The sequence below is a fragment of the Escherichia sp. MOD1-EC5495 genome (assembly GCF_002965965.1).
Lineage (GTDB): Bacteria > Pseudomonadota > Gammaproteobacteria > Enterobacterales > Enterobacteriaceae > Escherichia > Escherichia ruysiae.
Map to the genome: position 1 here is coordinate 74,587 of NZ_PTRI01000017.1, position 23,409 is coordinate 97,995.

A 23,409-nucleotide genomic window follows, 5' to 3' on the forward strand; every position below is an offset into this window, starting at 1 on the left:
CAACAACCAGGGTTTATTAATATAATTAAAAGGTTTAAACATGAATAAAATAAAAAATTACCGGTGGCATATGATTGCCCTCGTATGCTTTATCACTGTAATCAATTATCTGGACAGAACGGCGTTAGGTATTGCGGCTCCAACGATTATGGAGACAACCGGAATAACCAAAGAGCAATATTCATGGATTGTCAGTGCATTCCAGTTGGCCTATACATTGGGTCAACCGGTAATGGGATTTTTTATTGACACTGTTGGTCTGAAATTGAGTTTTGCGATTTGCGCCGCAGTATGGGGGCTGGCAACAATGGGTCATGCGCTGACCGGAACATGGTCAGGTCTGGCATTTATGCGCGCCCTGATGGGTTTCAGCGAAGCGTCGGCAATTCCGGCCGGTGTAAAAACCGCATCAACATGGTTCCCGGCAAAAGAGCGTGGCGTGGCAACAGGTGTTTTCAATATGGGCACCTCACTCGGCGCGATGCTTGCACCACCGCTAATTGCCTGGTGCATTATGTTTCATAGCTGGCAATTTGCGTTTATTGTCTCAGGTAGCCTTGCTTTGCTCGCGGCTTTATTTTGGTTCTTTTGTTATAAAGATCCAAAAGATGCCAAACGCCTTTCTGATGAAGAGCGCCACTATATTGAATCAGGGCAAGAACAGCATCTTAAAACAGATAAGAAAGAAAAAACATCAATCAAGCATATCCTCAGCCAACGTAATTTCTGGGGGATTGGCATCGCGCGTTTTCTCGCTGACCCGGCATGGGGAACCATTAACTTCTGGGTGCCAATTTTCTTTGTTGAAACGCTGCATTTTAGCCTGAAAGAAATTGCGATGTTCGTCTGGCTACCTTTCCTGTTGGGCGACCTTGGCTGTTTAGCCAGTGGTTTTGTCGCGAAGTTCTTCCACGATCGCGGCGTGAGTTTAATCAACTCACGAAGAATTACCTTCACTATCGCTGCCGTCATCATGATGACGATTGGTCTGGTGAGTATTGTCGAAAATCCCTACATTGCCGTGTTACTGATTAGTATTGGCGCGTTCTCGCATCAATGCCTTTCTACCGTTGCAGCAACTTTGGGCGGCGATCTGTTCAAAAAAGACGAAGTGGCTACCGCAGTGGGTATGGCTGGAGCCTGTGCGTGGAGCGGTCAGTTGATTTTCAACCTGTTCATCGGGGCATTCGTTCACATTATCGGCTTCGCACCGTTCTTTATTGCTCTGGCTTTCTTTGACATTATTGGCGCTATTGCATTGTGGACGCTTATCAAAGTTAAAGATGAAGAACCGCAAGTACAGCTAGCGACAAGCTAATTAATAGATATCAGAGCGTTATACTCCAGTTGTAACGCTTTCGCTATAAAGCAAAACGCCGACCAATGGTCGGCGTTTTTACGTCTCGTTGAATAACGAATTATTCAGCTACTACGTTTACGATCACTTTCGCGAATACTTCGCTGTGAACCTGGAAGCTCACTTCGTGTTCGCCAGTGGTACGCAGAACGCCGTTCGGCAGACGAACTTCGCTCTTAGCCACTTCAACGCCAGCTGCAGTTACAGCGTCAGCGATGTCGCGAGTACCGATGGAACCGAACAGTTTACCTTCGTCGCCAGCTTTAGACGCGATGGTAACAGTTTCCAGTGCATTGATTTTCTCAGCGCGAGCGTTAGCTGCAGCCAGAACTTCAGCCAGTTTAGCTTCCAGTTCAGCGCGACGTGCTTCGAAGAATTCAATGTTTTTCTTGGTAGCTGGAACAGCTTTACCCTGCGGTACCAGGAAGTTACGAGCATAGCCCGCTTTAACGTTTACCTGATCACCCAGGCTACCCAGGTTTGCTACTTTATCAAGCAGAATAACTTGCATTACCTTATCCTCTCAAAGTCGTATTAATGGACCGTGACCGATTACTGATGGCGATCAGTGTACGGCAGCAGGGACAGGTAGCGAGCGCGTTTGATAGCGCGAGCCAGCTGACGCTGGTATTTTGCACGGGTACCGGTGATACGGCTTGGGACAATCTTACCGCTTTCGGTGATGTAGTTTTTCAGCGTAGCGATATCTTTATAGTCGATCTCTTGAACGCCTTCCGCGGTGAAACGGCAGAACTTGCGACGACGGAAATAACGTGCCATATGGCTAGTCTCCAGAATCTATCAATTCAATCTGCTCGGCATGCAAAACCATTTTGCTCAGTCCGTTCTTCGCCTTGTGGCATGAAATGAACCCCTGAACGGTTATGCGACTGCCGACCGTTATACTGTGAGTAATGGCCTGGTTTTCGTGTCCGCTAATAATAACGGGCATTTGACACCACGCCTGCCGGTGAAAACCGGCTTCCTCCTGCACAGAACGATGCTCAAGCACGAACTGGCAGTGAGGAATTCCTGATGGACTGACCTTTCGAAGGGGAGTCCTGCACACGGTGCCGGACAACACCAGACGGTTGGTCATCAGAAATTACTCTTCAGAATCCCCAGCTTCAGCATCATCAGCGGTTTCGTTTGCGAAATCATCGCGACGCTCACGGCGCTCGTCTTTCGCTTTAACCATCGGAGATGCTTCGGTAACGGCGTGCTTAGTACGCATTACCATGCTACGGATAACGGCGTCGTTGAAGCGGAAGGTAGTTTCCAGCTCATCGATCACTTCCTGCGGCGCTTCAACGTTCATCAGAACGTAGTGAGCTTTGTGCAGTTTGTTGATCGGGTAAGCCAGCTGACGGCGGCCCCAGTCTTCCAGACGGTGGATCTTGCCTTCTGCACCAGTGATGGCAGCAGTGTAGCGCTCGATCATGCCCGGAACCTGTTCGCTCTGGTCAGGATGGACCATAAAAACGATTTCGTAATGACGCATCGAATTGCTCCTTACGGATTATTCAGCCTCCTGTCTGGGTCAGCCGCAGCCCATGGAGGCAAGGAACGTGTTAAAGGGCGGCTGAAAAATGACGCGTTATAGTACTGGTATACCCCGCTAAACTCAAGGCCAGCCGACAAATAAATCTCACCTTTCGCCAAATCGTACTAACCCGCTGATTTGAAGTTCATCACATTCCATTACGGTGCTTTTTTGAACAACAGCATCAGAAATGGTCACCATCAACTTCTTTATCATTGATTAAAATTAAATCAGAAGATCATCACAGAGGAGAGCACACAAAGACAGCCGTCGAGGAGGTATCTATGTTCAGCCGTGTTTTAGCCCTTCTGGCTGTGCTTTTGCTAAGTGCAAATACATGGGCAGCCATTGAAATTAATAACCACCAGGCCAGAAATATGGACGACGTACAGAGCTTAGGCGTGATTTATATCAACCATAACTTCGCCACTGAAAGTGAAGCTCGCCAGGCACTGAATGAAGAGACAGATGCGCAAGGCGCAACGTACTACCACGTGATTCTGATGCGGGAACCGGGGAGTAACGGCAACATGCACGCCAGCGCGGATATTTATCGCTAGCACCAGGTATAACCAACGAAACATTGCCATAGTTTGCTTTGCCCCCTTCTCAGGGGGCTTTTTTTGAAAACGGCTGCGGAATCAGACCAGTTATCTCCCGAAGAAGGAAATTTCCGCAGCACGTGTTTTACTTCTGCCCGTAATAGGCGTTGGGACCATGCTTACGCATGAAGTGTTTATTCATCAGGTAGCTGTCGATGGGATTAAGCTGAGGGTTAATGCCGCGCGCAATCCACGCCATCTTCGCCACTTCTTCCATCACGACCGCGTTATGCACCGCATCGTGAGCATCTTTCCCCCAGGCAAATGGTCCGTGCTGATACACCACAATTCCCGGTGTATGCAGCGGCTCGGCATCGCCCAGCGTTTCGATAATCACTTTGCCGGTGTTCAGTTCATACTCGCCCTGCACCTCTTCTTCGCTTAATCCACGCGTACACGGGATGTCGCCAAAGAAGTAGTCAGCGTGCGTGGTGCCTAACGCCGGAATTGCCAGCCCCGCCTGCGCCCATGCGGTGGCATGAGTGGAGTGGGTATGGACAATGCCGCCAAGCGACGGGTAACGGCGGTAGAGTTCGAGATGCGTCGCGGTGTCTGATGAGGGGCGATACTGACCGTCCACCACCTTGCCACTCATATCGACCACCACCATATCGTCCGCTTTCATGGTTTCGTAGGCGATACCGCTGGGCTTGATCACCACCAGCCCGTGCTCGCGATCAATGGCGCTAACGTTGCCCCAGGTAAAGGTCACCAGCCCGTAACGCGGCAGATCCATATTGGCTTCAAACACCTGCTGTTTCAGCTTTTGCATTATGCCGCCTCCACCATACCTGCTTTGGCCATGCGCGCTTTCACCCAATCACGCGCTTTCGCCACTTCCGCCGCCGGGTCTTCCGCCGTTTCACTCCACATCTCAATCAGGTAAGGCCCGCAATAACCACTCTGTTTGAGCGTTTCAAAGCAACGTTCGAAATCCACCACGCCTTCACCAAACGGCACCTTTTTGAAGACGCCCGGTTTGGTGTCTTTCACATGCACTGCGACGATATGCCCGATTCCGGCCTGCAATTCCATCTGCACGTCGTTATCCCACGCCGACAGGTTGCCGATATCCGGGTAGAGCTGGAACCACGGGTTGTTGAGATAGTGCGCGTAGCCCAGCGCCTTGCTGATGGAGTTCATCAGGGGGTAATCCATAATCTCCATCGCCAGCGTCACCTGCGCGCGGCTCGCCATCTCAACGCTCTCTTTCAGGCCGTCACGGAAACGACGACGCGTTTCGTTATTGGCTTCCTGGTAGTAAACGTCATAGCCCGCCAGTTGGATCACGCGAATGCCGACGTCCTGCGCGAACTGGATGGCCTTACGCATAATCTCCAGCCCCTGCGCCCGCACTGCGTCATCTTCACTGCCCAGCGGAAAACGACGATGAGCAGAAAGGCACATAGACGGCACGCGCACGCCGGTTTCCACAATTGCATTCACCAGCGCCAGGCGCTGCTCGCGGCTCCAGTCGAGGCGCGACAGGCGATCGTCAGTTTCATCTACCGACATCTCGACAAAATCGAAGCCTAACGTTTTTGCCAGTTGCAGCCGTTCCAGCCAGCACTCCCCGGCGGGGAGTGCTTTTTCATAGATGCCAAGCGGGATTTGTTTGGACAACATATCCGCTCCTTAGCCCCACAGTTCGGCGATGGAACGTTTGAACTGACGTGCGGCTTCAACCGGAGAAGCGGCATCACGGATGCTGCGACCTGCGATAAACACATGAATCGGAATGCCTTTGAACAGCGGCAGATCTTCCAGCGCCAGGCCACCGGTGACGGTCACTTTGAAGCCCATATCAGAAAGACGTTTAATCGCAGTGATATCCGCTTCGCCCCAGGCCACGCCAGCGGCCTGCGCGTCACGGCTGCGATGATAAACCACCTGCCCAATGCCTGCGTCACACCACTGCTGCGCCTGTTCCCAGGTCCAGTAACCGGTCAGTTCAATCTGCACATCACCGTTAAACTCTTTCGCCACGTCCAGCGCGCCTTTGGCGGTGTTGATATCCGCGCAGCAAATCACGGTCACCCAGTCAGCGTTGGCTTCGAAGCACATACGAGAAAGGATTTTGCCCGCATCGGCAATTTTGGCGTCTGCCAGCACAATTTTATGCGGGTAGAGTGCTTTCAGATCGCGAACCGCACGCACGCCTTCGCCCACGCACAGAATGGTGCCCACTTCGATAATGTCGACTTCTTCGGCAATCAGGCGAGTGGTTTCGTAGGCGCTATCCATAGTCTGGTTGTCCAGCGCGACTTGCAACATGGGTAATGACATCTTCAATTCCTTCTTAAGCAGCCGCGTTAGTGCGGTCAATTAAATCCAGTACTTCCTGCTCGGTACGGCAGGCGCGTAAACGGTCGAAATTCTCTTCATCTTCAAACAGGTTGACGATTTGCATGATGCCCACTTCCTGGTGAGTGTTGGCATCGACCGCCGCCATGGTGATGAGGATATCTACCGGGTCGTTATCTTCGTGGTTGAACTCCAGCGGCTTTTTCAGCGTCACCAGTGCAAAGCCGGTTTTCTTAACGCCCTCTTCCGGGCGTCCGTGCGGCATTGCCAGGCCTGGTGCGAGCACGAAGTACGGGCCGTGCTGTTCAACCGCATCCAGAATCGCCTGGTAGTAACGCGGCTCGACAACGTCTGCCGCCACCAGCAGGTCGACGCCAATTTTTACCGCGTCCTGCCAGGTTTCAGCTTCAGCCTGTAGACGGATAGATTTATTTTCCGCCAGCGAATCACGTAATTTCATGGCGCGTCCTTACTTCACGTCCTGCGGGAAATGTTCTTTGATCACTTCCAGCAGTTTCGGGCCAAAGTCGGCAGGAGAGAGCATGTTGCGCACACCAACGACATATTTGTTGCCGGTAACGGTGATTTCGCCCGCAATATGCGTAGAAGCGATGATGATATCCGCGCCGCTCAACTCGCTTTTGTATTCGCCAACCGCGCAGCTATTTACCGAGTGGTCGATGTTCGACTGGGTTAAAAACTGATCCACTTTCATCTTCATGATCATGGAACTACCTTGTCCGTTGCCACACACAGCCAGAATACGTACGGTCATAATCAAAACTCCTTATTAAGCAGACTGTTCTGCCAGTTGTTTTTCTGCATCTTCTTCTGCGCGCAGTGCGCGGCCAGCGAAGAACATATAAGCCAGTGCAATGACGATAATGACGGCCATAAAGGCGATACCGATGGAGAAGAAGCCCTGCATCATCGGTGGTGCCAGAATCGACCAGTCCGCCATGCCCATCCAGGCGCTCATACCGGTGAGTTTCACCGCCCAGACACAGCCAAAGATTTCGATCATCCCCATCACCAGACAAATCTTCAGCGCCGCGCGCCAGCCGCCAAAGTGGTTAGCGAACACGCCGATGGTGGCGTTGGAGAAGAACATTGGGATAAAGCCAGGAATAATCAGGATCGAAGAGCCGCAGGCAACCAGGATGCCAACCGCAATCAGCTGACCGATGGTGCCCCACATAAAGCCCCAGACCACGGCGTTCGGCGCGAAGCTATAGATAGCCGCACAGTCAATCGCCAGAACCGCACCCGGGATCAGGCGCTGGGAGATACCGTTAAACGCTTCAGAGAGTTCCGCCACAAACATGCGCACGCCCTGAGTGATGATGAAAATCGCTACCGCAAAGGAGAAACCGGTTTGCAGGATATAGACCGTCCAGTGCACTTTGCCTGCCATCGCCTGTACGGTGTCGATACCGAAGGAAAGCAGAATGGCGCCAAAGAAGATGGTCATCACAATCGCCGTGGAGACGATGTTGTCGTGGAAAATATTCAGCCAACCTGGCAGTTTGAGGTCTTCAACACTCTCCTCTTTCTTGCCCAGGAACGGCGCGACTTTGTAGGCAATCCATGATGCAAACTGCTGCTGGTGACCAATGGAGAAACCGCAGCCGTCCGTCACTTCCTGAGTCGGCTTGTACATCATGTTGGAGGTGATGCCCCAATAGAGCGAAACCAGAATCGCAGTGCAGATAATGGTCGTCCACATGGAGTAGCCGAAGATAAACAGCGTTACCGCAATCAGCCCTGCCTGCTGGAACATAATGTGACCAGTCAGCATGATGGTACGAATGCCAGTAATTCGACGCAGCAGCACGTAACAGATGTTCAACGCCAGAGCCAACAGCACCGCATAACCCACCCAGCTATAGGCATCACCCATACGTTCGATGGTCGCCATCATTGAGGCATAGGTATCTGAAATCGCACCGTTAATGCCATAAACTTCCGACATTTTCGCCACTACCGGTTTGAAGGTGCTGGTAAGGATGCCGGATCCTGCCTGCAACAACATGAAACCAATAATGGTTTTAATCGTACCTTTGATAATCACGCTGACACTTTTGCGCAGCAGGATATAGCCCAGACAGGTCACAATACCCAGCAACAATGGGGCATTGGTCATGACCTGGTTAAAAAACACGGTAAAGATGTTGTAGAGGATCTCCATAACGATCTCCTGAAGAAGAGGTAACCGGGTATTCCACACACCCGGAATGTTGTGTACTCACTCTAATTTTCAAAAGTAATCACAACAAGATTATTTATGATTAAATGTGACGCGACACGCAAATAATTCCACAACGAAAGTATGTGATTCACATAAAGAAACAATTAATCATTTAAATTCATTAAGTTAACTTTATTACACATTCCATTAAATCTTTCCACAGCCAAAATTCACAACAACTTCCCAGGCCAAAAGTCAAAAAATGGTCATTGCCTTCCTGAAAAAATAGTGTCAGGATTAATCAAAACCAATCAATTATTGATTCGAATTGAACCATCATGAAGGTAAATGGCGATGAGTAAAGTGAAAAGTATCACCCGTGAATCCTGGATCCTGAGTACTTTCCCGGAGTGGGGTAGCTGGCTGAATGAAGAAATTGAACAGGAGCAGGTCGCACCAGGCACATTCGCGATGTGGTGGCTCGGCTGTACCGGGATCTGGTTGAAATCAGAAGGTGGCACCAACGTTTGCGTCGATTTCTGGTGCGGTACTGGCAAACAAAGCCACGGCAACCCGCTGATGAAACAGGGTCACCAGATGCAGCGCATGGCGGGCGTGAAAAAACTGCAACCAAACCTGCGTACCACGCCGTTTGTTCTAGATCCGTTTGCTATTCGCCAGATCGACGCCGTGCTGGCGACTCACGATCACAACGATCATATCGACGTGAACGTGGCAGCCGCCGTGATACAAAACTGCGCTGATGACGTACCGTTTATCGGGCCGAAAACCTGCGTGGATTTATGGATTGGCTGGGGCGTGCCGAAAGAACGTTGCATCGTGGTCAAACCAGGCGATGTAGTAAAAGTGAAAGACATTGAAATTCATGCGCTTGACGCGTTTGATCGTACTGCACTGATTACCCTGCCTGCGGATCAAAAAGCGTCGGGCGTACTGCCAGATGGTATGGACGATCGCGCGGTGAACTACCTGTTCAAAACGCCTGGCGGTTCCCTTTATCACAGCGGCGATTCCCACTACTCTAACTACTATGCGAAGCACGGTAACGAGCATCAGATCGACGTGGCGTTAGGATCGTACGGTGAGAACCCGCGCGGTATTACCGACAAAATGACCAGCGCCGATATGCTGCGTATGGGTGAAGCCCTGAATGCGAAAGTGGTTATTCCGTTCCACCACGATATCTGGTCAAACTTCCAGGCCGATCCGCAAGAGATCCGCGTGCTGTGGGAAATGAAAAAAGACCGCCTGAAGTATGGCTTCAAGCCGTTTATCTGGCAGGTTGGTGGCAAGTTTACCTGGCCGCTGGATAAAGACAACTTCGAGTACCACTATCCGCGTGGTTTTGACGATTGCTTCACTATTGAACCGGATCTGCCGTTCAAATCGTTCCTGTAATCGTGTCGTTTATACCGGATAGCGTAGAGATGTTCGCGCTATCCGGCGTAGTATTTCCTGGCTATTTCAAATATCATCTAAAAAAATCAAATTTTATCGGAATAGCTCATGACTGAAGCACAAAGACATCAAATTCTCCTGGAAATGCTCGCACAACTGGGCTTTGTGACTGTTGAGAAAGTCGTTGAGCGTCTGGGAATTTCGCCTGCTACCGCGCGGCGTGATATCAATAAACTCGACGAAAGCGGCAAACTGAAAAAAGTGCGCAATGGCGCAGAAGCCATTACCCAGCAGCGCCCGCGCTGGACGCCGATGAATCTGCATCAGGCGCAAAATCACGATGAAAAGGTACGTATCGCTAAAGCGGCCTCGCAGCTGGTCAATCCGGGCGAAAGCGTGGTCATCAACTGCGGTTCCACCGCATTCCTGCTTGGGCGGGAAATGTGTGGCAAGCCAGTGCAAATTATCACTAATTATCTGCCGCTGGCGAATTACCTGATCGATCAGGAACATGACAGCGTGATCATCATGGGCGGGCAATACAACAAAAGTCAGTCCATCACCTTAAGCCCACAGGGCAGCGAAAACAGTCTCTATGCCGGGCACTGGATGTTTACCAGTGGCAAAGGACTAACAGCGGAAGGGTTGTATAAAACTGATATGCTGACGGCGATGGCAGAACAGAAAATGCTGAGTGTAGTAGGAAAACTGGTGGTACTGGTTGATAGCAGCAAGATTGGCGAACGCGCGGGGATGCTCTTTAGCCGTGCCGATCAAATCGATATGCTGATCACCGGCAAAAATGCTAACCCAGAAATCCTGCAACAACTGGAAGCGCAAGGGGTCAGCATTCTGCGTGTTTAAAGATGTTGGCGGAAAAATGTCACAGCGGCATCTAACGCCTCGGGTGTAATACGGTGGCGCACGCATGGCTGCCATGAACAGGTTAACTGTTTATCCCGTCCCGTTTCTCTTAATGCCTGCTGCAAACGTAGTGATTCGTCGGCAGGCACTACATCATCGTCAAGGCCATGCCACAGCAGGAGCGGCCTGTCCCCGAGTTGTTCCAGGTGGTTTGTCGCTTCCCACTCCACCAGTGGCGCAATAACATCATTAAATTCATTCTGTTGTGCTGCCGTTTCAGGTATTAGCGGTGGAAACAGTGAACGGGCAAGCGATGTGAAATAGCCCGAGCCCATCATACTGGCAGTACATTTCACCGTTGGGTGGCGAGCGGTAATCCCCAGCGCCGTCATCGCGCCCATCGATGCGCCACCAACCGCCAGACGTTCATCAAGCAGCCATTTTTCTTCGGCTATTGCCGCACGTAAGGTAGTGAACTCCTGCATACTTTGTAGCAAGATTTGCCAGAATTGATTTAACCGTCGCGGTGCGTCGCCACTAAAACGGCTACCGTGATCGGGCGCATCCGGCATAATCACCCGCAAACCAGTCTGCGCCAGCGCGACGGAAAAATAGCTATACACCAGGCTGGATGAAGTAAAGCCGTGATAAAAAATCACGCATGGTAACGGGGTTTCTTTTCGCCCTGTGGGATAAGCGTGAAGAACGGGAATATCTGCCAGCACGCGCGATTCTAATTCAATCATCTGTTTCTCCTTTGGGTCTGGTATGACATGAACAAATCCTTAGCACAAGTTTCTGCTGGCAGTATTAGTTCATAATGTTGAGATGTGGATTACGCTTTCGCCACGTTTTCATTCGAAAATCGCGTACCAGGTAACAATTCGGGAACATTCCCCCAAAGTTAAATTAATAAGGCACTACACTATGGTTAGCAGGAAACGTAATAGCGTTATTTCCCGGTTTGCCAGTTTATTATTGGTGTTGATGTTAAGCGCCTGTAGCGCACTGCAAGGTACGCCACAGCCAGCACCACCAGTAACAGACCATCCGCAAGAAATTCGCCGCGACCAAACCCAGGGGTTGCAGCGAATAGGTAGCGTAAGCACGATGGTTCGGGGTTCTCCGGATGACGCATTAGCAGAAATCAGGGCGAAAGCTGTCGCTGCAAAAGCTGATTATTACGTTGTCGTCATGGTGGATGAAACCATCGTGACAGGACAGTGGTATTCACAAGCCATTTTATACCGTAAATAAATCAGACAACTTACATAGTAAGCTTTACATTGCTTTGCGTCCCTATGCGTTTACCTGTGCACAATAAATTACCGACTGGAAGCTCGGGCGTTTATTACCGCGATGGAATGCCCTGCAACATGTGGGGAAACGAAAAATGGAGCTGACGATGAAACAATTACTTGCCTCACCCTCGCTACAATTAGTGACTTATCCTGCGAGCGCCACGGCACAGTCTGCAGAATTCGCCAGTGCTGACTGCGTGACGGGCCTGAATGAAATAGGTCAGATCTCGGTTAGCAATATTTCAGGGGATCCGCAGGACGTGGAACGTATCGTGGCGTTAAAGGCCGATGAACAGGGGGCGTCATGGTATCGCATTATTACCATGTACGAAGACCAGCAGCCCGATAACTGGCGTGTACAGGCGATACTGTATGCATGAATGTCATCAACATCGAATGAACAATGCCGGATGCGGCGCCTGCGCCCTATCCGGCCTACAGATCCTGAAATTTCATGGCGTTAGTCGAAAACACGAAATGCTGCTGTAGGCATGATAAGACACGCCAGCGTCGCATCAGGCGTACTCGCTTACAAACACACACCTCCCGTCGCCCGCAGTAATAAATCATTCTGGATCTGCTCTGACAACCGTACGCTGCCGCGCGTATCTAACATCACCTGACACCACGCCTGCGCCATTGGCGGTGAAGCATATTTCAACATTTGTGCGCCGCAACCCAGCAGGAATAGCTGATGAGTGATCTCTCGCCCAAGCTCTTCAGTCGGTTTGCGCAGTTGCTGCTGTAATCGACGAACCGCGCGATCAAAATAGCGATCCTGCCCTTTCACTTCCATAAACGCTTCCGCCAGTAAATCGTATACACCAGCCTGCTTATTGAGCACACGCAGAACATCCAGACACATGATGTTGCCAGAGCCTTCCCAGATGCTATTTACCGGCATCTCCCGGTAAAGACGCGGCAGCTCGCTCTCCTCGCAATAACCAATGCCGCCCAGCACCTCCATCGCTTCGGCCACAAACGGCATACCACTTTTGCAAATCACAAACTTCGCCGTTGGAGTGAATAGGCGCGCCCACAGGGCTTCTTTAGCATCGGCACGCCGATCCCACGCTCGCGCAAGACGAAACAGCAACGCCGTTTGCCCTTCAAGCTGAAGTGCCATACGACTTAAGACATGACGCATAAGGGGCTGTTGGATCAATGGATTACCAAAAACATGACGTTGATGTGCATGATAAATCGCCAGCGAGAATGCACGGCGCATCATGGCATGGCTACCCAGGGCGCAATCAAAACGCGTCATCCCGCCCATTTTCAGGATCAGGCGAATACCTTCTCCTTCCTGACCCAATAACCAACCGATGGCATCCTGAAACTCCACTTCGCAACTGGCGTTGGAGCGATTACCCAGCTTGTCTTTCAGCCGCTCCAGGCGAATCGCATTCCGTTGCCCATCAGGCAGAAAGCGCGGCACAAAAAAGCAGGACAAACCACCCGTGGTCTGCGCCAGCACCAGATGCGCATCGCTTTGCGGCACCGAGAAAAACCATTTATGCCCCACCAGCCGATAAGAACCATCTTCCAGACGTTCTGCCCGAGTGGTATTGCTCATAACATCAGAGCCGCCCTGCTTTTCCGTCATTCCCATGCCAATCAACAGGCCGCGTTTTTGCCCGCCGGGTAATAGGTGGGAATCGTAGCGATCGCTCAACAACGGCGTGCTCCAGTCCTTAAACGGCGCAGGTAGCATCTGTAACAACAATGGCATGGCGGCAAAGGTCATGGTTATCGGGCATAACGATCCGGCCTCAACCTGCGCGTGTAACATAAAACGCGCTGCCCGCGCCACAAATGCGCCAGAGCGAGCGTCTTCTTCCCAGGCCAGATTGTGCACCCGATTGGTACATAACGCCTGCATCAGCAGGTGCCAGGCAGGGTGAAAACGCACATCGTCCAGACGGCGTCCCTGCGCATCGTAGCGCAACAATTCAGGCGGATTCACATTTGCCAGCCGCCCCAGTTCAAGGGATTCAGCCGTTCCTAGTTGCTGACCAATACTGGCAAGAAAATCGCTATCCCAGCCAGCACCTTCACGCGTTACCGCTTCGCAGAGCGCGCCATCAGACAGGTATAAGTTGCTGTTATTTAATGGTATCGGTTGATTGAAAACGGTGTGAGTTTGCCAGTGCACTGTGTCTCCCTCCATCAATGGCAGTCACCATTAGTATGGTCACTGCCACGGATTCCTGACAGAAAGAGATTGCTAAAACATTCTTAACCAGCAATGTAATGCGGAACAAAACGCGAGGTGTCTTTAGTGATCAGCGTGTTATCTTCACGGATCCCCATTCCGCACGCTTCATCATCGACAACCCAGCTACCAATCAGTGTGTAGCTATCGCCAAATCGCGGCAGCGGTTGAAACGCCTGGTAGATCATCGGTTCATCGGCGTAATCACCATCAGCATGGTCAACGACATTATTCTGACCGTTGAAAATGGTGACGTTACCACCTTCGCGCGAGTAGATCGGTTTACGTACGTAGCTTTCGCCAGCGGCAATCTGCGGTTTTTCGCCCTCAAACCAGGATGCCAGAAGGTTAGGATGCCCAGGGAAGAAACGCCACAGCAGCGGCATTAACCCTTTATTGCTCAATATGCTTTTCCATAGCGGCTCCACCCATTGCTCACGGCGCTTGCGCAGCAAAGGACCGTTATCGTCACGCATCATCCACTCCAGCGGATACAGCTTAAATGCACGCTGGATGACGTTATCATCAAGATCGGTCAACACGCCGCCGACGCCCAGACCGAGATCTTCAATGTAGATAAACCGTGACTCCTGCCCTGCCTGCTGAGCACAGTCCTGCAAGTAGAGCACGGTAGTCCGGTCTTCGTCGGTATCCTGACAGCAGCAAAAATAAAACGGCTCCCGGCTATAAAGCTCGCTAAAGCGCGAGATCAGGCGTTCCTGAATGGCATTGTACTGATCGGCGTCACGTGGAATAACGCCGCTGCGCCGCGCATCCTCCAGCCATAGCCACTGGAAATATGCCGACTCATACAACGAAGTCGGCGTATCGGCGTTGTACTCCAGCAGCTTCACCGGCGCATTACCACACCAGGCAAAATCCATACGGCCATACAGCGAAGGATCGCGCGCACGCCAGCTTTCAGCGATCACATCCCAGTACAACGGCGGGATCGCCAGTTGCGTCAGGATCTGTTCATCTTTAACGGCACGATCCACCACCTCAAGACACATCTGATGTAACTCTGCGGTTGGTTTTTCGATCTGCTCTTCTATCTGGCGCAGAGTAAAGCGATAGGCCCGACTCTCATCCCAATAGATCTCATTATCAATGATATGAAAGTCGAAACCGTTGTCGGCGGCGATCTGGTCAAGATCCTGCCGTACAGGGACGTTATGTCTCAGCATAATTACCCTCCCCAATGCCCACGGGCGCTGGAAGAACGACCATAGCCGCCGCGAGAAACCGTTGAGGCTTTTCTGGTGGTAAAGCCGCCCGAGGAGTAAGACTCTTTTTTGCCAGAACCGGACCGCCAGGAGTAATCACCGGAAGTGCTGCGCCAGACGGGGCGCGAAGCAAATGAGGATCCTCCGCTGTTATAGACGAACGGCTCATCGCGATCTTTACGAATAACCCGGCTTAACAAAAATCCTGAAATGACTGGAATCCAGCTCTGTTCAACATTGTCGTAGTAGCAATTTTCGTACTTAGACTGACAATTCTGCTGAGTCATATTCTTCGGAACATCGGCATAAAATGCCGCTTTGGCATTGTTCCAGCCACGCGCACAGATGTCTGAATTATTACCATCATCAATACAATCCTGCACTGTCGAATAAAACGTTCCGTCGCCGTCGTTATCGACGTCGCTACTATCGGCACATCCTTTCAATACGAAAAAAGCGGCACCGCCCATTAGCGCCAACGTTAAGTATTTTTGTGCGTAACGATTGCGACGCGGTTCAAAAGGATTATTCGGTCTACCAATGCGACTGATCGCTCCGTGACCAATTTTACTGTTATTTCTTGATTTGCGTTTTCTGGCCATGATCGTCCATTACCATGTCATACAAGCTGCGTTAAAAATACCGCCAGCCAGCGCGGCGGTTCCCATAAACATTCCTGCCGCAGTGTTGTGATTAATAATTTTATCGCTTAATGCCGGCATATAAAGTCTAACGCCAGCAAAAACGAGTAACTGAATCACCAGTGCGATTCCGCCCCAGGCAAAATAATCTGGAATACTCACCGCATTGATTGCCGCACTGGATAATGGAATAACGTAACCCAACAACGTGCCACTGAACGCCAGCGACGCCGCAGTGTTATTATTCTTGATCAACTGCCATTCATTATGTGGAGTAATTTTGGAATAGATAAAAAGAAAGATAATCACCATAGCTACGCCGATAAAAAAATAGGCGCTAAAAGCAAGGAGTGAATCCAGTATATGCATTATAAACGTCCCTGTAATTAACCAATAATATGAAGTGATGTCAGTGGGATATCGACACCCAGCGCGCGAGAAAATAGCCACTCCGGCTCGCCGAGGTCGTTAAATGATTCCTCACCATTTAACAGCAAATATTCGTAAGTATCTTCGGTCACCTGCCGTTGGTAGCCCATGGTAAAATTATGCACTTCCCATTTGGCATGGTTTTGATTTTCTACTTTTTCCAGCATGTAGACGGGTTCGATATATCCCGGTTCTTCGCTGTTAAAAAATCGCTGCCAGCGTTTTTCCTGCCAGTTTAGGGTTATCGCCCCCATCGCTTTGGCGTTGATCGCCTCGCGCCAGTGGCTTTCTTTGCTGATACCGTAGCTCTCTTCATAGACAAATAGCTTCTTGATATCATCAATGTCATCAATATCTTCGCCGCCGGTGGTGTTAATTTGCAGAAATTCATCGCCAGAAGTGTAATAGCGGAAAATCTGGCTACCGCCGCCCAGATCGATGCAGCTGACGGCGGCCACGGTATATTCTTCACCCGGTAACTCGATCAGCAATGCCTCTTCCAGCAAACGAAACGCTAACGTATCGAGCGTGAAACCACTATTGAGATGGAGTCCCAGCGTACCACGATTAATAGCAGGCTTATCATCCTTGCCAAACAGGCGCTGGAAAAAACCAGACATATTTTATCCTTAAAATAGTTGCCAGCCTTGCAGTGAGGCTGGCAAAAAAATTACTCACCCTGTTGGCGTTGCAGTCTCGCCAGCACATCCTGGGCACTGCTTTTATTGGTGCCGCCAATTCCGGCCTCCGCCAGCTTTTCGTCAAGATCGCGACCGTCTGCGACTTTCTCCAGCTGTGCGGCGGCATCCAGTCGAGCCTGACGTTCAGCCTGACGCGTTTGCAGGCGTTTTAATGACTCTGCCGCTGTCGAAACGCTGGAAGACGCGCCGACTGTAGATGTCGTCACAGCCTGCTGCGCACGTTGCATCGCTTCAGTGGCCTTAACGACTTCCATTTGTTGTTCAAATTGGGCAATACGCTGTGCCGTCGCCGCAACCGCTTTTTCTACGCCATCGCGGGAGACTTCCAGATTCGACAATACTTGTTCTTCAGCGGTAATGAGATTCTCAAGACGCGCGATTTCTTCAGCAACTTCGTTAATCAACGACGGATTAACGTTCTTACTCAACGCTTCCAGCGCACGGGCTTCCAGACCCGCTTTACGTTCGCGTAAATCTTTCAGTTTGTCGTTGCTTAATTTCACTCGCGCCAGCAGATCGACGCGAGATTTTCCGGCTTTATCCAGTTCAGCTTTAGCGTCGCGAATATGTTGTTCCAGCATCCGCACACCCTGGGTTTCTTCAATGGACTCTTCCGCCTGTGCGATAAATGATTTACCCAGCGTAAATAAACTTTTTAAAATCCCCATAAATACGAATCCTTGTAATTAGTGTGAATATTCTTCAGTAATTTCAGCCAGATCCAAGGCGTTATCCACCAGTGTGGTTATCTCCAGCAGAATGTCGTCAAGGGAAGATTTAAGCGATAACGCCCCGAAAACGATGTAATACTCTTCCTGTTGCACACTGGAGATCCCTACCGATGACAGCGGCATAATCTTCTGATTTCTTAATAGAAAGGTATTAAATTCATCTGGATTGCTGATATAACAAACCGGACAAATGAAGGTTTCGATAATCATCTGGCGAGAAGTAAAAAGAATATTGATCTGCAAATCGCCATAATCATTCATTTTAATAATTAATGCGTTTTCGCTATTTGTTATATCAATATTTTGTTCAGGTACAGCTTGCAGCGCCGCCGCCAGCGCCAACGGATTCCATGTCATATATTATTCCATATAGATTAAATTTAATTATTAATAAAATGAATATTTATAGAGCGTAATTATCTTACCAGCTATAGATAAAAAAAACCATCCAAATATGGATGGTTTTTCATAATTCAGAGGAATTAGCTACGCTGGCGAACTGCTTCAAATAAGCAAATTCCGGTCGCAACCGAAACGTTCAGGGAAGAAACGCTACCTGCCATCGGAATACTAATCAGTTCATCGCAATGTTCACGGGTCAGGCGACGCATACCTTCACCTTCCGCGCCCATCACCAGCGCCAGACGACCGGTCATTTTGCTCTGATAAAGCGTATGATCCGCTTCACCTGCCGTACCGACGATCCAGATGTTCTCTTCCTGCAACATACGCATGGTGCGCGCCAGGTTAGTCACCCGAATCAGCGGAACGCTTTCTGCCGCACCACAGGCCACTTTTTTCGCCGTGGCGTTGAGCTGGGCGGAGCGATCTTTCGGCACAATCACTGCATGAACGCCAGCGGCGTCCGCGCTACGCAGGCACGCACCGAGGTTATGCGGATCGGTTACGCCGTCGAGGATCAGCAGGAACGGTTGATCGAGAGAAGCGATCAGATCCGGGAGATCGTTTTCCTGATACTGACGTCCAGGCTTCACGCGAGCGATAATGCCCTGATGCACGGCACCGTCGCTTTTCTCGTCGAGATATTGGCGGTTTGCCAACTGGATAACCACGCCCTGGGACTCAAGGGCGTGGATCAGCGGTAACAGACGTTTATCTTCACGGCCTTTTAAAATAAAGACTTCCTGAAAACGTTCAGGGGCGCGCTCCAGCAGGGCCTGCACTGCGTGGATGCCGTAAATCATTTCGCTCATTAATGTACTCGTTGTTTACGTTTTGCCTGATGCACTACGTTTATCCGGCCTACATGATTCCTGCAATATATTGAATTTGCGTGATTATGTAGGCCGGATAAGGCGTTCACGCCGCATCCGGCATGAACAAAGCGCATTTTGTCAGCAATCTGCCCCTCTTCTGTTTGAAGAGGGTAATGATCACTCTGCCACTTTTTTCTTCGCCGCACGCTTCGCTTTGGTTGCAGCGGCTATTTTCTGCGTTTTCGCCGATGGCTTTTTCGCTTTTTTCGCGTCTTTCTTCGCCGCTTTCGGCTTCGTTTTTTTCTCACCACGGAAGGCGCTGTCTGGCTCAAAGTTTACCTTTTTACCGACCTGACGACGCTTACCGCCTTTTTTGCCTGCATCGCCTTTTTTCGCTTTCTCGCGCGCCGTTTTACCGACGTTGCGCGGTGCGCGTTCGCTGGAGATCAGGCTAAAGTCGATTTTGCGCTCGTCCATATTAACCGCTTCGACGCGAACTTCCACGCGATCGCCCAGACGATAAGTCTGACCGCTGGATTCCCCCATCAGGCGTTGTCCGACTTGATCAAAGCGATAGTAGTCGTTGTCCAGCGAAGAGACGTGAACCAGACCATCGATGAACAAGTCGTCCAGACGGACGAAGAAGCCAAAGCCAGTGACGCTGGAAATCACGCCTTTAAAGACGTTACCTACCTGGTCGAGCATGAAGTCACACTTCAGCCAGTCAGCCACATCGCGCGTTGCTTCGTCGGCACGGCGTTCCGCCATCGAACAGTGCTGACCCAGTTGCAGCATCTCTTCCATCGAATAATGGTAGCCGCCGGTTTCAGTGGTGTTGCCCTGATGCCCCTGCTCTTTCGCCAGCAGATATTTAATGGCGCGGTGCAGCGTCAGGTCAGGATAACGACGAATCGGCGAAGTAAAGTGCGCATAGGACTGCAATGCCAGACCGAAGTGACCACGGTTTTCCGGGTCATAAATCGCCTGTTTCATTGAACGCAGCAGCATGGTTTGCAGCATTTCTGCATCAGGACGATCGGCAACCGACTCCAGCAGCTCCGCGTAGTCACGCGGTTCCGGCTTGTTACCGCCCGGCAGCTCCAGCCCCAGCTCCGCCAGCACTGAACGGAAAGAGGTAATCGCTTCGGTGCTCGGCTTGTCGTGTATACGGAACAGTGCCGGTTCTTTGGCTTTCTCAACGAAACGTGCCGCCGAGATATTCGCCAGAATCATACACTCTTCAATTAATTTGTGCGCGTCGTTACGCTGGGTCTGTTCGATACGCTCAATACGGCGTTCAGCGTTGAAAATGAACTTCGCTTCTTCGCTCTCAAATGAGATCCCGCCACGTTCTTCACGGGCTTTATCCAGCACTTTATAGAGGTTATGCAACTCTTCGAGATGCTTAACCAGCGGGGCGTACTGCTCGCGCAGATCCTGATCGCCCTGCAGAATATGCCAGACTTTGGTGTAGGTCAGACGCGCGTGAGAGCTCATCACCGCTTCGTAGAATTTGTAGCCAGTCAGGCGACCTTTCGACGAAATAGTCATCTCGCACACCATACACAGGCGGTCTACCTGTGGGTTGAGCGAACACAGGCCGTTAGAGAGCACTTCCGGCAGCATCGGGATAACCTGCGACGGGAAGTACACCGACGTACCACGGTTACGCGCTTCTCTGTCCAGCGGCGTTGGCGGACGCACATAGTAGCTGACGTCGGCAATTGCGACCCATAAACGCCAGCCGCCGCCGCGTTTTTTCTCGCAGTAAACTGCATCGTCAAAGTCACGGGCGTCTTCGCCATCAATGGTGACCAGCGGTAAATCGCGCAGATCGACACGACCCGCTTTTGCTTCTTCCGGCACTTCTTCTTTCAGTCCGGCAACCTGTTGCTCAACGGCCTGTGGCCAGATGTACGGGATTTCATGGGTGCGCAGAGCGATATCAACCGCCATGCCGGTGCCCATATTATCGCCAAGCACTTCGACGATTTTACCCACCGCTTTGGTACGGCGAGTCGGGCGTTGGGTCAGTTCGACCACCACCACAAAGCCCATCCGCGCGCCCATGATCTGATCTGGCGGGATTAAGATATCGAAGCTCAGACGGCTGTCGTCAGGAACCACAAAGCCGACGCCCGCTTCGGTAAAGTAGCGACCAACAATCTGGCTGGTTTTTGGCACCAGTACGCGGACAATACGCGCTTCACGGCGACCTTTACGGTCAGCGCCCAGCGGCTGCGCCAGCACCTGATCGCCATGAATGCAGGTTTTCATCTGCTCGCTAGAGAGATACAAATCATCTTTACGTCCTTCAACCCGCAGAAAGCCGTAGCCATCACGGTGGCCAATAACGGTACCTTTCACCAGGTCGAGGCGTTCCGGCAGCGCATAGCACTGACGGCGAGTGAAGACCAGTTGACCGTCGCGCTCCATCGCGCGTAGGCGGCGGCGCAGGCCTTCAAGCTGCTCTTCGCCTTCAATGTGCAGTTCAACCGCCAGCTCATCACGGCTGGCCGGTTTTTCACGTTTGGTTAAATGTTCGAGGATAAATTCCCGACTAGGGATGGGATTCGCGTATTTTTCAGCTTCGCGTTCCTGGAAAGGATCTTGTGACATCTCGGTTCCTCCGTTGTCATCTCTGATGAAGATTTTCGTCACTCCACCAGCAATAATTTATAAAGCGGTTGATTCTCTTCAACCAAATCGGCAAGCGTGTAGTTATCCAGTTCCGTAAGAAAACTTTGCACAGCCTTAGAAAGTGCCTGTTTCAACCGACAGGCAGGTGTTATGTGGCAAAACTCGCTGCTGCAATTCACCAGCGATAAGGGTTCCAGCTCGCGCACCACATCACCAATACGTATCGCACTCGCTGGTTTACCCAGGCGAATGCCGCCATTTTTTCCACGAACAGCAGTCACGAAGCCGGCACGACTAAGTTGATTGATTATTTTGACCATATGATTACGGGAGACGCCGTAGACGTCAGTCACTTCAGAAATACTGGTCATCCGCCCTTCTGGCAATGACGCCATGTAGATCAGCGCACGTAATCCGTAATCAGTGAAACTCGTTAACTGCACATCAACCTCAAAAGGGAAATCGGGAAAAAATACATTTACATTGATGATAAACCAGCCACAAGCTGTGTCGCTAATTTATTTCAGTTTGGGGAAGGAAAAAAGCGAGGATTTAACACTGCGTCGGAAAGCGTAATGGCTATCCGACGCAGTAATGTATCACACTGCCAGCCCGGCAGGCAAAATATCTGCCGGGCACACCAGAATTACGCGTCGAACGGGTCGCGCAGAATCATGGTTTCAGTACGATCCGGGCCGGTAGAGATGATATCGATCGGCACACCAGTCAGCTCTTCGATACGCTTGATGTAGTTCAGCGCCGCCTGTGGCAGGCCGCTACGATCTTTCACGCCGAAGGTGGATTCAGACCAGCCCGGCATGGTTTCGTAAATCGGCTCTACACCTTTCCAGTCGTCAGCTGCCAGCGGAGTGGTGGTCACTTCGCGACCATCCGGCATACGGTAAGCTACGCAGAGTTTCACCTCTTTCAGGCCATCCAGAACGTCCAGTTTGGTCAGGCAGAAGCCAGACAGGGAGTTCAGCTGTACCGCACGACGAACGGCAACGGTGTCCAGCCAGCCGGTACGACGACGACGACCCGTAGTTGCGCCGAATTCGTTACCCTGCTTGCAGAGGAACTCGCCAGTTTCATCAAACAGTTCAGTCGGGAACGGACCTGCACCTACACGAGTGGAGTAAGCTTTGAGGATACCCAGAACGTAATCAACATAACGCGGGCCCAGGCCGGAACCGGTCGCCACGCCACCCGCAGTGGTGTTGGAAGAAGTTACGTACGGATAAGTACCGTGGTCGATATCCAGCAGCGTACCCTGCGCACCTTCGAACATGACGAAATCGCCACGCTGACGCGCCTGGTCGAGCAGGTCAGAAACGTCAACAACCATAGAAGTCAGGATGTCGGCAACAGCCATCGTATCATCCAGAACTTTCTGGTAATCAACCGCTTCAACTTTGTAGTAGTTAACCAACTGGAAGTTGTGATATTCCATCACTTCTTTCAGTTTTTCAGCGAAGGTTTCTTTGTCGAAAAGGTCGCCAACACGCAGACCGCGACGTGCAACTTTATCTTCATAAGCAGGCCCGATACCACGACCCGTGGTGCCGATCGCTTTCGCGCCACGCGCTTTCTCACGTGCGTTATCCAGCGCAACGTGATAATCAAGGATCAGCGGACATGCTTCAGACAGCAGCAGACGCTCACGAACGGGGATGCCACGGTCTTCCAGTTCTTTCATCTCTTTCATCAGCGCGGCCGGAGACAGCACAACACCGTTACCGATGATGCTGGTTACATTCTCGCGGAGAATACCTGATGGAATAAGATGGAGAACGGTTTTTTCACCGTTGATTACGAGAGTATGGCCTGCGTTGTGACCGCCCTGGTAGCGTACAACATATTTAGCCCGTTCAGTCAGAAGATCGACGATCTTACCTTTACCTTCGTCACCCCATTGGGTGCCCAGTACGACGACGTTGTTACCCATTTTTCAAAATCACCGTTTGCTTAAAAATGGATTCTACCATCGCTTTTTCAGAGTTACAGCACTTTTTGCATCCAAAAATGACCTTA

Annotated in this window: 28 protein-coding genes; 6 read left to right on the forward strand and 22 right to left on the reverse strand. The window is 51.0% G+C overall.

The genetic code is table 11. The features are described from left to right. Positions 1 to 40: 40 nt before the first annotated feature. Positions 41 to 1,318, forward strand: coding sequence for an MFS transporter (locus BEG40_RS14980; RefSeq protein ID WP_001033619.1), 1,278 nt, complete (start codon positions 41 to 43; stop codon positions 1,316 to 1,318). Positions 1,319 to 1,418: 100 nt separating this feature from the next. Here the strand turns inward: BEG40_RS14980 and rplI are convergent, their stop codons facing one another. The 4 genes from rplI to rpsF are packed head-to-tail and all read right to left on the reverse strand — an operon-like array spanning position 1,419 to position 2,858. Next, positions 1,419 to 1,868, reverse strand: coding sequence for a 50S ribosomal protein L9 (gene rplI, locus BEG40_RS14985; RefSeq protein WP_001196062.1), 450 nt, complete (start codon positions 1,866 to 1,868; stop codon positions 1,419 to 1,421). Positions 1,869 to 1,909: 41 nt separating this feature from the next. Beyond that, complete coding sequence (gene rpsR / locus BEG40_RS14990; protein WP_000135199.1) at positions 1,910 to 2,137, reverse strand: 30S ribosomal protein S18; 228 nt, start codon at positions 2,135 to 2,137, stop codon at positions 1,910 to 1,912. A gap of 4 nt (positions 2,138 to 2,141) precedes the next feature. Further along, positions 2,142 to 2,456, reverse strand: coding sequence for a primosomal replication protein N (gene priB / locus BEG40_RS14995; RefSeq protein WP_016159978.1), 315 nt, complete (start codon positions 2,454 to 2,456; stop codon positions 2,142 to 2,144). Positions 2,457 to 2,462: 6 nt separating this feature from the next. After that, positions 2,463 to 2,858, reverse strand: a complete 396-nt coding sequence (rpsF, locus tag BEG40_RS15000; protein ID WP_001216676.1) for a 30S ribosomal protein S6 — start codon at positions 2,856 to 2,858, stop codon at positions 2,463 to 2,465. A 326-nt stretch (positions 2,859 to 3,184) separates the two neighbouring features. Between rpsF and yjfY the strand changes: the two genes are divergently transcribed. Then, positions 3,185 to 3,460, forward strand: coding sequence for a DUF1471 family protein YjfY (yjfY, locus tag BEG40_RS15005; RefSeq protein WP_000492914.1), 276 nt, complete (start codon positions 3,185 to 3,187; stop codon positions 3,458 to 3,460). Positions 3,461 to 3,587: 127 nt separating this feature from the next. Here yjfY and ulaF read toward each other — a convergent pair whose 3' ends face one another. Genes ulaF through ulaA form a run of 6 tightly spaced genes read right to left on the reverse strand, consistent with a single transcriptional unit; the run spans position 3,588 to position 7,994 of the window. Then, positions 3,588 to 4,274, reverse strand: a complete 687-nt coding sequence (gene ulaF / locus BEG40_RS15010) for an L-ribulose-5-phosphate 4-epimerase UlaF (protein WP_001170783.1) — start codon at positions 4,272 to 4,274, stop codon at positions 3,588 to 3,590. Beyond that, positions 4,274 to 5,128, reverse strand: a complete 855-nt coding sequence (gene ulaE / locus BEG40_RS15015; RefSeq protein ID WP_105285669.1) for an L-ribulose-5-phosphate 3-epimerase UlaE — start codon at positions 5,126 to 5,128, stop codon at positions 4,274 to 4,276. Before ulaE ends, ulaF begins: the two co-directional genes overlap by 1 nt. A gap of 9 nt (positions 5,129 to 5,137) precedes the next feature. Further along, positions 5,138 to 5,788, reverse strand: coding sequence for a 3-keto-L-gulonate-6-phosphate decarboxylase UlaD (gene ulaD / locus BEG40_RS15020; protein ID WP_105285670.1), 651 nt, complete (start codon positions 5,786 to 5,788; stop codon positions 5,138 to 5,140). Positions 5,789 to 5,801: 13 nt separating this feature from the next. Continuing rightward, on the reverse strand, positions 5,802 to 6,266 hold the full coding sequence (gene ulaC / locus BEG40_RS15025; protein ID WP_000776505.1) for a PTS ascorbate transporter subunit IIA: 465 nt from the start codon (positions 6,264 to 6,266) through the stop codon (positions 5,802 to 5,804). Between the two features lie 9 nt (positions 6,267 to 6,275). Then, entirely contained in the window at positions 6,276 to 6,581 is a 306-nt protein-coding gene (gene ulaB, locus BEG40_RS15030; protein ID WP_000218350.1) for a PTS ascorbate transporter subunit IIB, read from the reverse strand. Positions 6,582 to 6,596: 15 nt separating this feature from the next. Then, positions 6,597 to 7,994 carry a PTS ascorbate transporter subunit IIC gene (gene ulaA, locus BEG40_RS15035; RefSeq protein WP_001355100.1) on the reverse strand — a complete coding sequence of 466 codons (1,398 nt, stop codon included), beginning with the start codon at positions 7,992 to 7,994 and terminating at the stop codon, positions 6,597 to 6,599. 354 nt (positions 7,995 to 8,348) lie between these two features. Between ulaA and ulaG the strand changes: the two genes are divergently transcribed. Both ulaG and ulaR read left to right on the forward strand, forming a co-directional pair. Next, positions 8,349 to 9,413, forward strand: a complete 1,065-nt coding sequence (ulaG, locus tag BEG40_RS15040; RefSeq protein ID WP_105285671.1) for an L-ascorbate 6-phosphate lactonase — start codon at positions 8,349 to 8,351, stop codon at positions 9,411 to 9,413. Between the two features lie 108 nt (positions 9,414 to 9,521). After that, positions 9,522 to 10,277 (forward strand): HTH-type transcriptional regulator UlaR, encoded by a 756-nt coding sequence (ulaR, locus tag BEG40_RS15045; protein WP_000133631.1) that lies wholly within the window; start codon positions 9,522 to 9,524, stop codon positions 10,275 to 10,277. Here the strand turns inward: ulaR and yjfP are convergent. Next, positions 10,274 to 11,023, reverse strand: a complete 750-nt coding sequence (gene yjfP / locus BEG40_RS15050) for an esterase (protein ID WP_105285672.1) — start codon at positions 11,021 to 11,023, stop codon at positions 10,274 to 10,276. The two genes, ulaR and yjfP, sit on opposite strands and share 4 nt — an antisense overlap. A 181-nt stretch (positions 11,024 to 11,204) precedes the next feature. Here yjfP and bsmA point away from each other — a divergent pair, with 181 nt between their 5' ends. Both bsmA and yjfN read left to right on the forward strand, forming a co-directional pair. Next, the gene (bsmA, locus tag BEG40_RS15055) at positions 11,205 to 11,534 is read left to right on the forward strand and encodes a biofilm peroxide resistance protein BsmA (RefSeq protein ID WP_000254627.1); all 330 of its coding nucleotides are present in this window, start codon (positions 11,205 to 11,207) and stop codon (positions 11,532 to 11,534) included. A 148-nt stretch (positions 11,535 to 11,682) separates the two neighbouring features. Next, positions 11,683 to 11,958: a DUF1471 family protease activator YjfN gene (gene yjfN, locus BEG40_RS15060; protein ID WP_000811566.1), complete on the forward strand. Its 276-nt coding sequence runs from the start codon at positions 11,683 to 11,685 to the stop codon at positions 11,956 to 11,958. 149 nt (positions 11,959 to 12,107) lie between these two features. Here the strand turns inward: yjfN and BEG40_RS15065 are convergent, their stop codons facing one another. From BEG40_RS15065 to purA, 11 genes are all read right to left on the reverse strand, one after another. Continuing rightward, positions 12,108 to 13,733, reverse strand: coding sequence for an isovaleryl-CoA dehydrogenase (locus tag BEG40_RS15065; RefSeq protein WP_105285673.1), 1,626 nt, complete (start codon positions 13,731 to 13,733; stop codon positions 12,108 to 12,110). 83 nt (positions 13,734 to 13,816) lie between these two features. Beyond that, the gene (locus BEG40_RS15070; RefSeq protein ID WP_000943937.1) at positions 13,817 to 14,980 is read right to left on the reverse strand and encodes a glutathionylspermidine synthase family protein; all 1,164 of its coding nucleotides are present in this window, start codon (positions 14,978 to 14,980) and stop codon (positions 13,817 to 13,819) included. Between the two features lie 2 nt (positions 14,981 to 14,982). Next, positions 14,983 to 15,621 (reverse strand): DUF1190 domain-containing protein, encoded by a 639-nt coding sequence (locus BEG40_RS15075; protein WP_000101663.1) that lies wholly within the window; start codon positions 15,619 to 15,621, stop codon positions 14,983 to 14,985. Positions 15,622 to 15,630: 9 nt separating this feature from the next. Beyond that, positions 15,631 to 16,029, reverse strand: a complete 399-nt coding sequence (locus BEG40_RS15080) for a DUF350 domain-containing protein (protein WP_000547757.1) — start codon at positions 16,027 to 16,029, stop codon at positions 15,631 to 15,633. Positions 16,030 to 16,046: 17 nt separating this feature from the next. After that, entirely contained in the window at positions 16,047 to 16,709 is a 663-nt protein-coding gene (locus BEG40_RS15085) for a YjfK family protein (protein ID WP_105285674.1), read from the reverse strand. 50 nt (positions 16,710 to 16,759) lie between these two features. After that, a complete protein-coding gene (locus BEG40_RS15090) occupies positions 16,760 to 17,458 on the reverse strand; it encodes a PspA/IM30 family protein (RefSeq protein WP_000511940.1) in 699 nt (232 codons plus the stop codon). Between the two features lie 18 nt (positions 17,459 to 17,476). Beyond that, entirely contained in the window at positions 17,477 to 17,878 is a 402-nt protein-coding gene (locus BEG40_RS15095; protein WP_000220110.1) for a YjfI family protein, read from the reverse strand. 125 nt (positions 17,879 to 18,003) lie between these two features. Further along, entirely contained in the window at positions 18,004 to 18,735 is a 732-nt protein-coding gene (rlmB, locus tag BEG40_RS15100; protein WP_001293282.1) for a 23S rRNA (guanosine(2251)-2'-O)-methyltransferase RlmB, read from the reverse strand. A 180-nt stretch (positions 18,736 to 18,915) separates the two neighbouring features. Beyond that, positions 18,916 to 21,357: a ribonuclease R gene (rnr, locus tag BEG40_RS15110; RefSeq protein WP_000076290.1), complete on the reverse strand. Its 2,442-nt coding sequence runs from the start codon at positions 21,355 to 21,357 to the stop codon at positions 18,916 to 18,918. 38 nt (positions 21,358 to 21,395) lie between these two features. Further along, on the reverse strand, positions 21,396 to 21,821 hold the full coding sequence (gene nsrR / locus BEG40_RS15115) for a nitric oxide-sensing transcriptional repressor NsrR (protein WP_096960878.1): 426 nt from the start codon (positions 21,819 to 21,821) through the stop codon (positions 21,396 to 21,398). 203 nt (positions 21,822 to 22,024) lie between these two features. After that, positions 22,025 to 23,323 (reverse strand): adenylosuccinate synthase, encoded by a 1,299-nt coding sequence (gene purA, locus BEG40_RS15120; RefSeq protein ID WP_000527963.1) that lies wholly within the window; start codon positions 23,321 to 23,323, stop codon positions 22,025 to 22,027. Between the last annotated feature and the right edge of the window lie 86 nt (positions 23,324 to 23,409).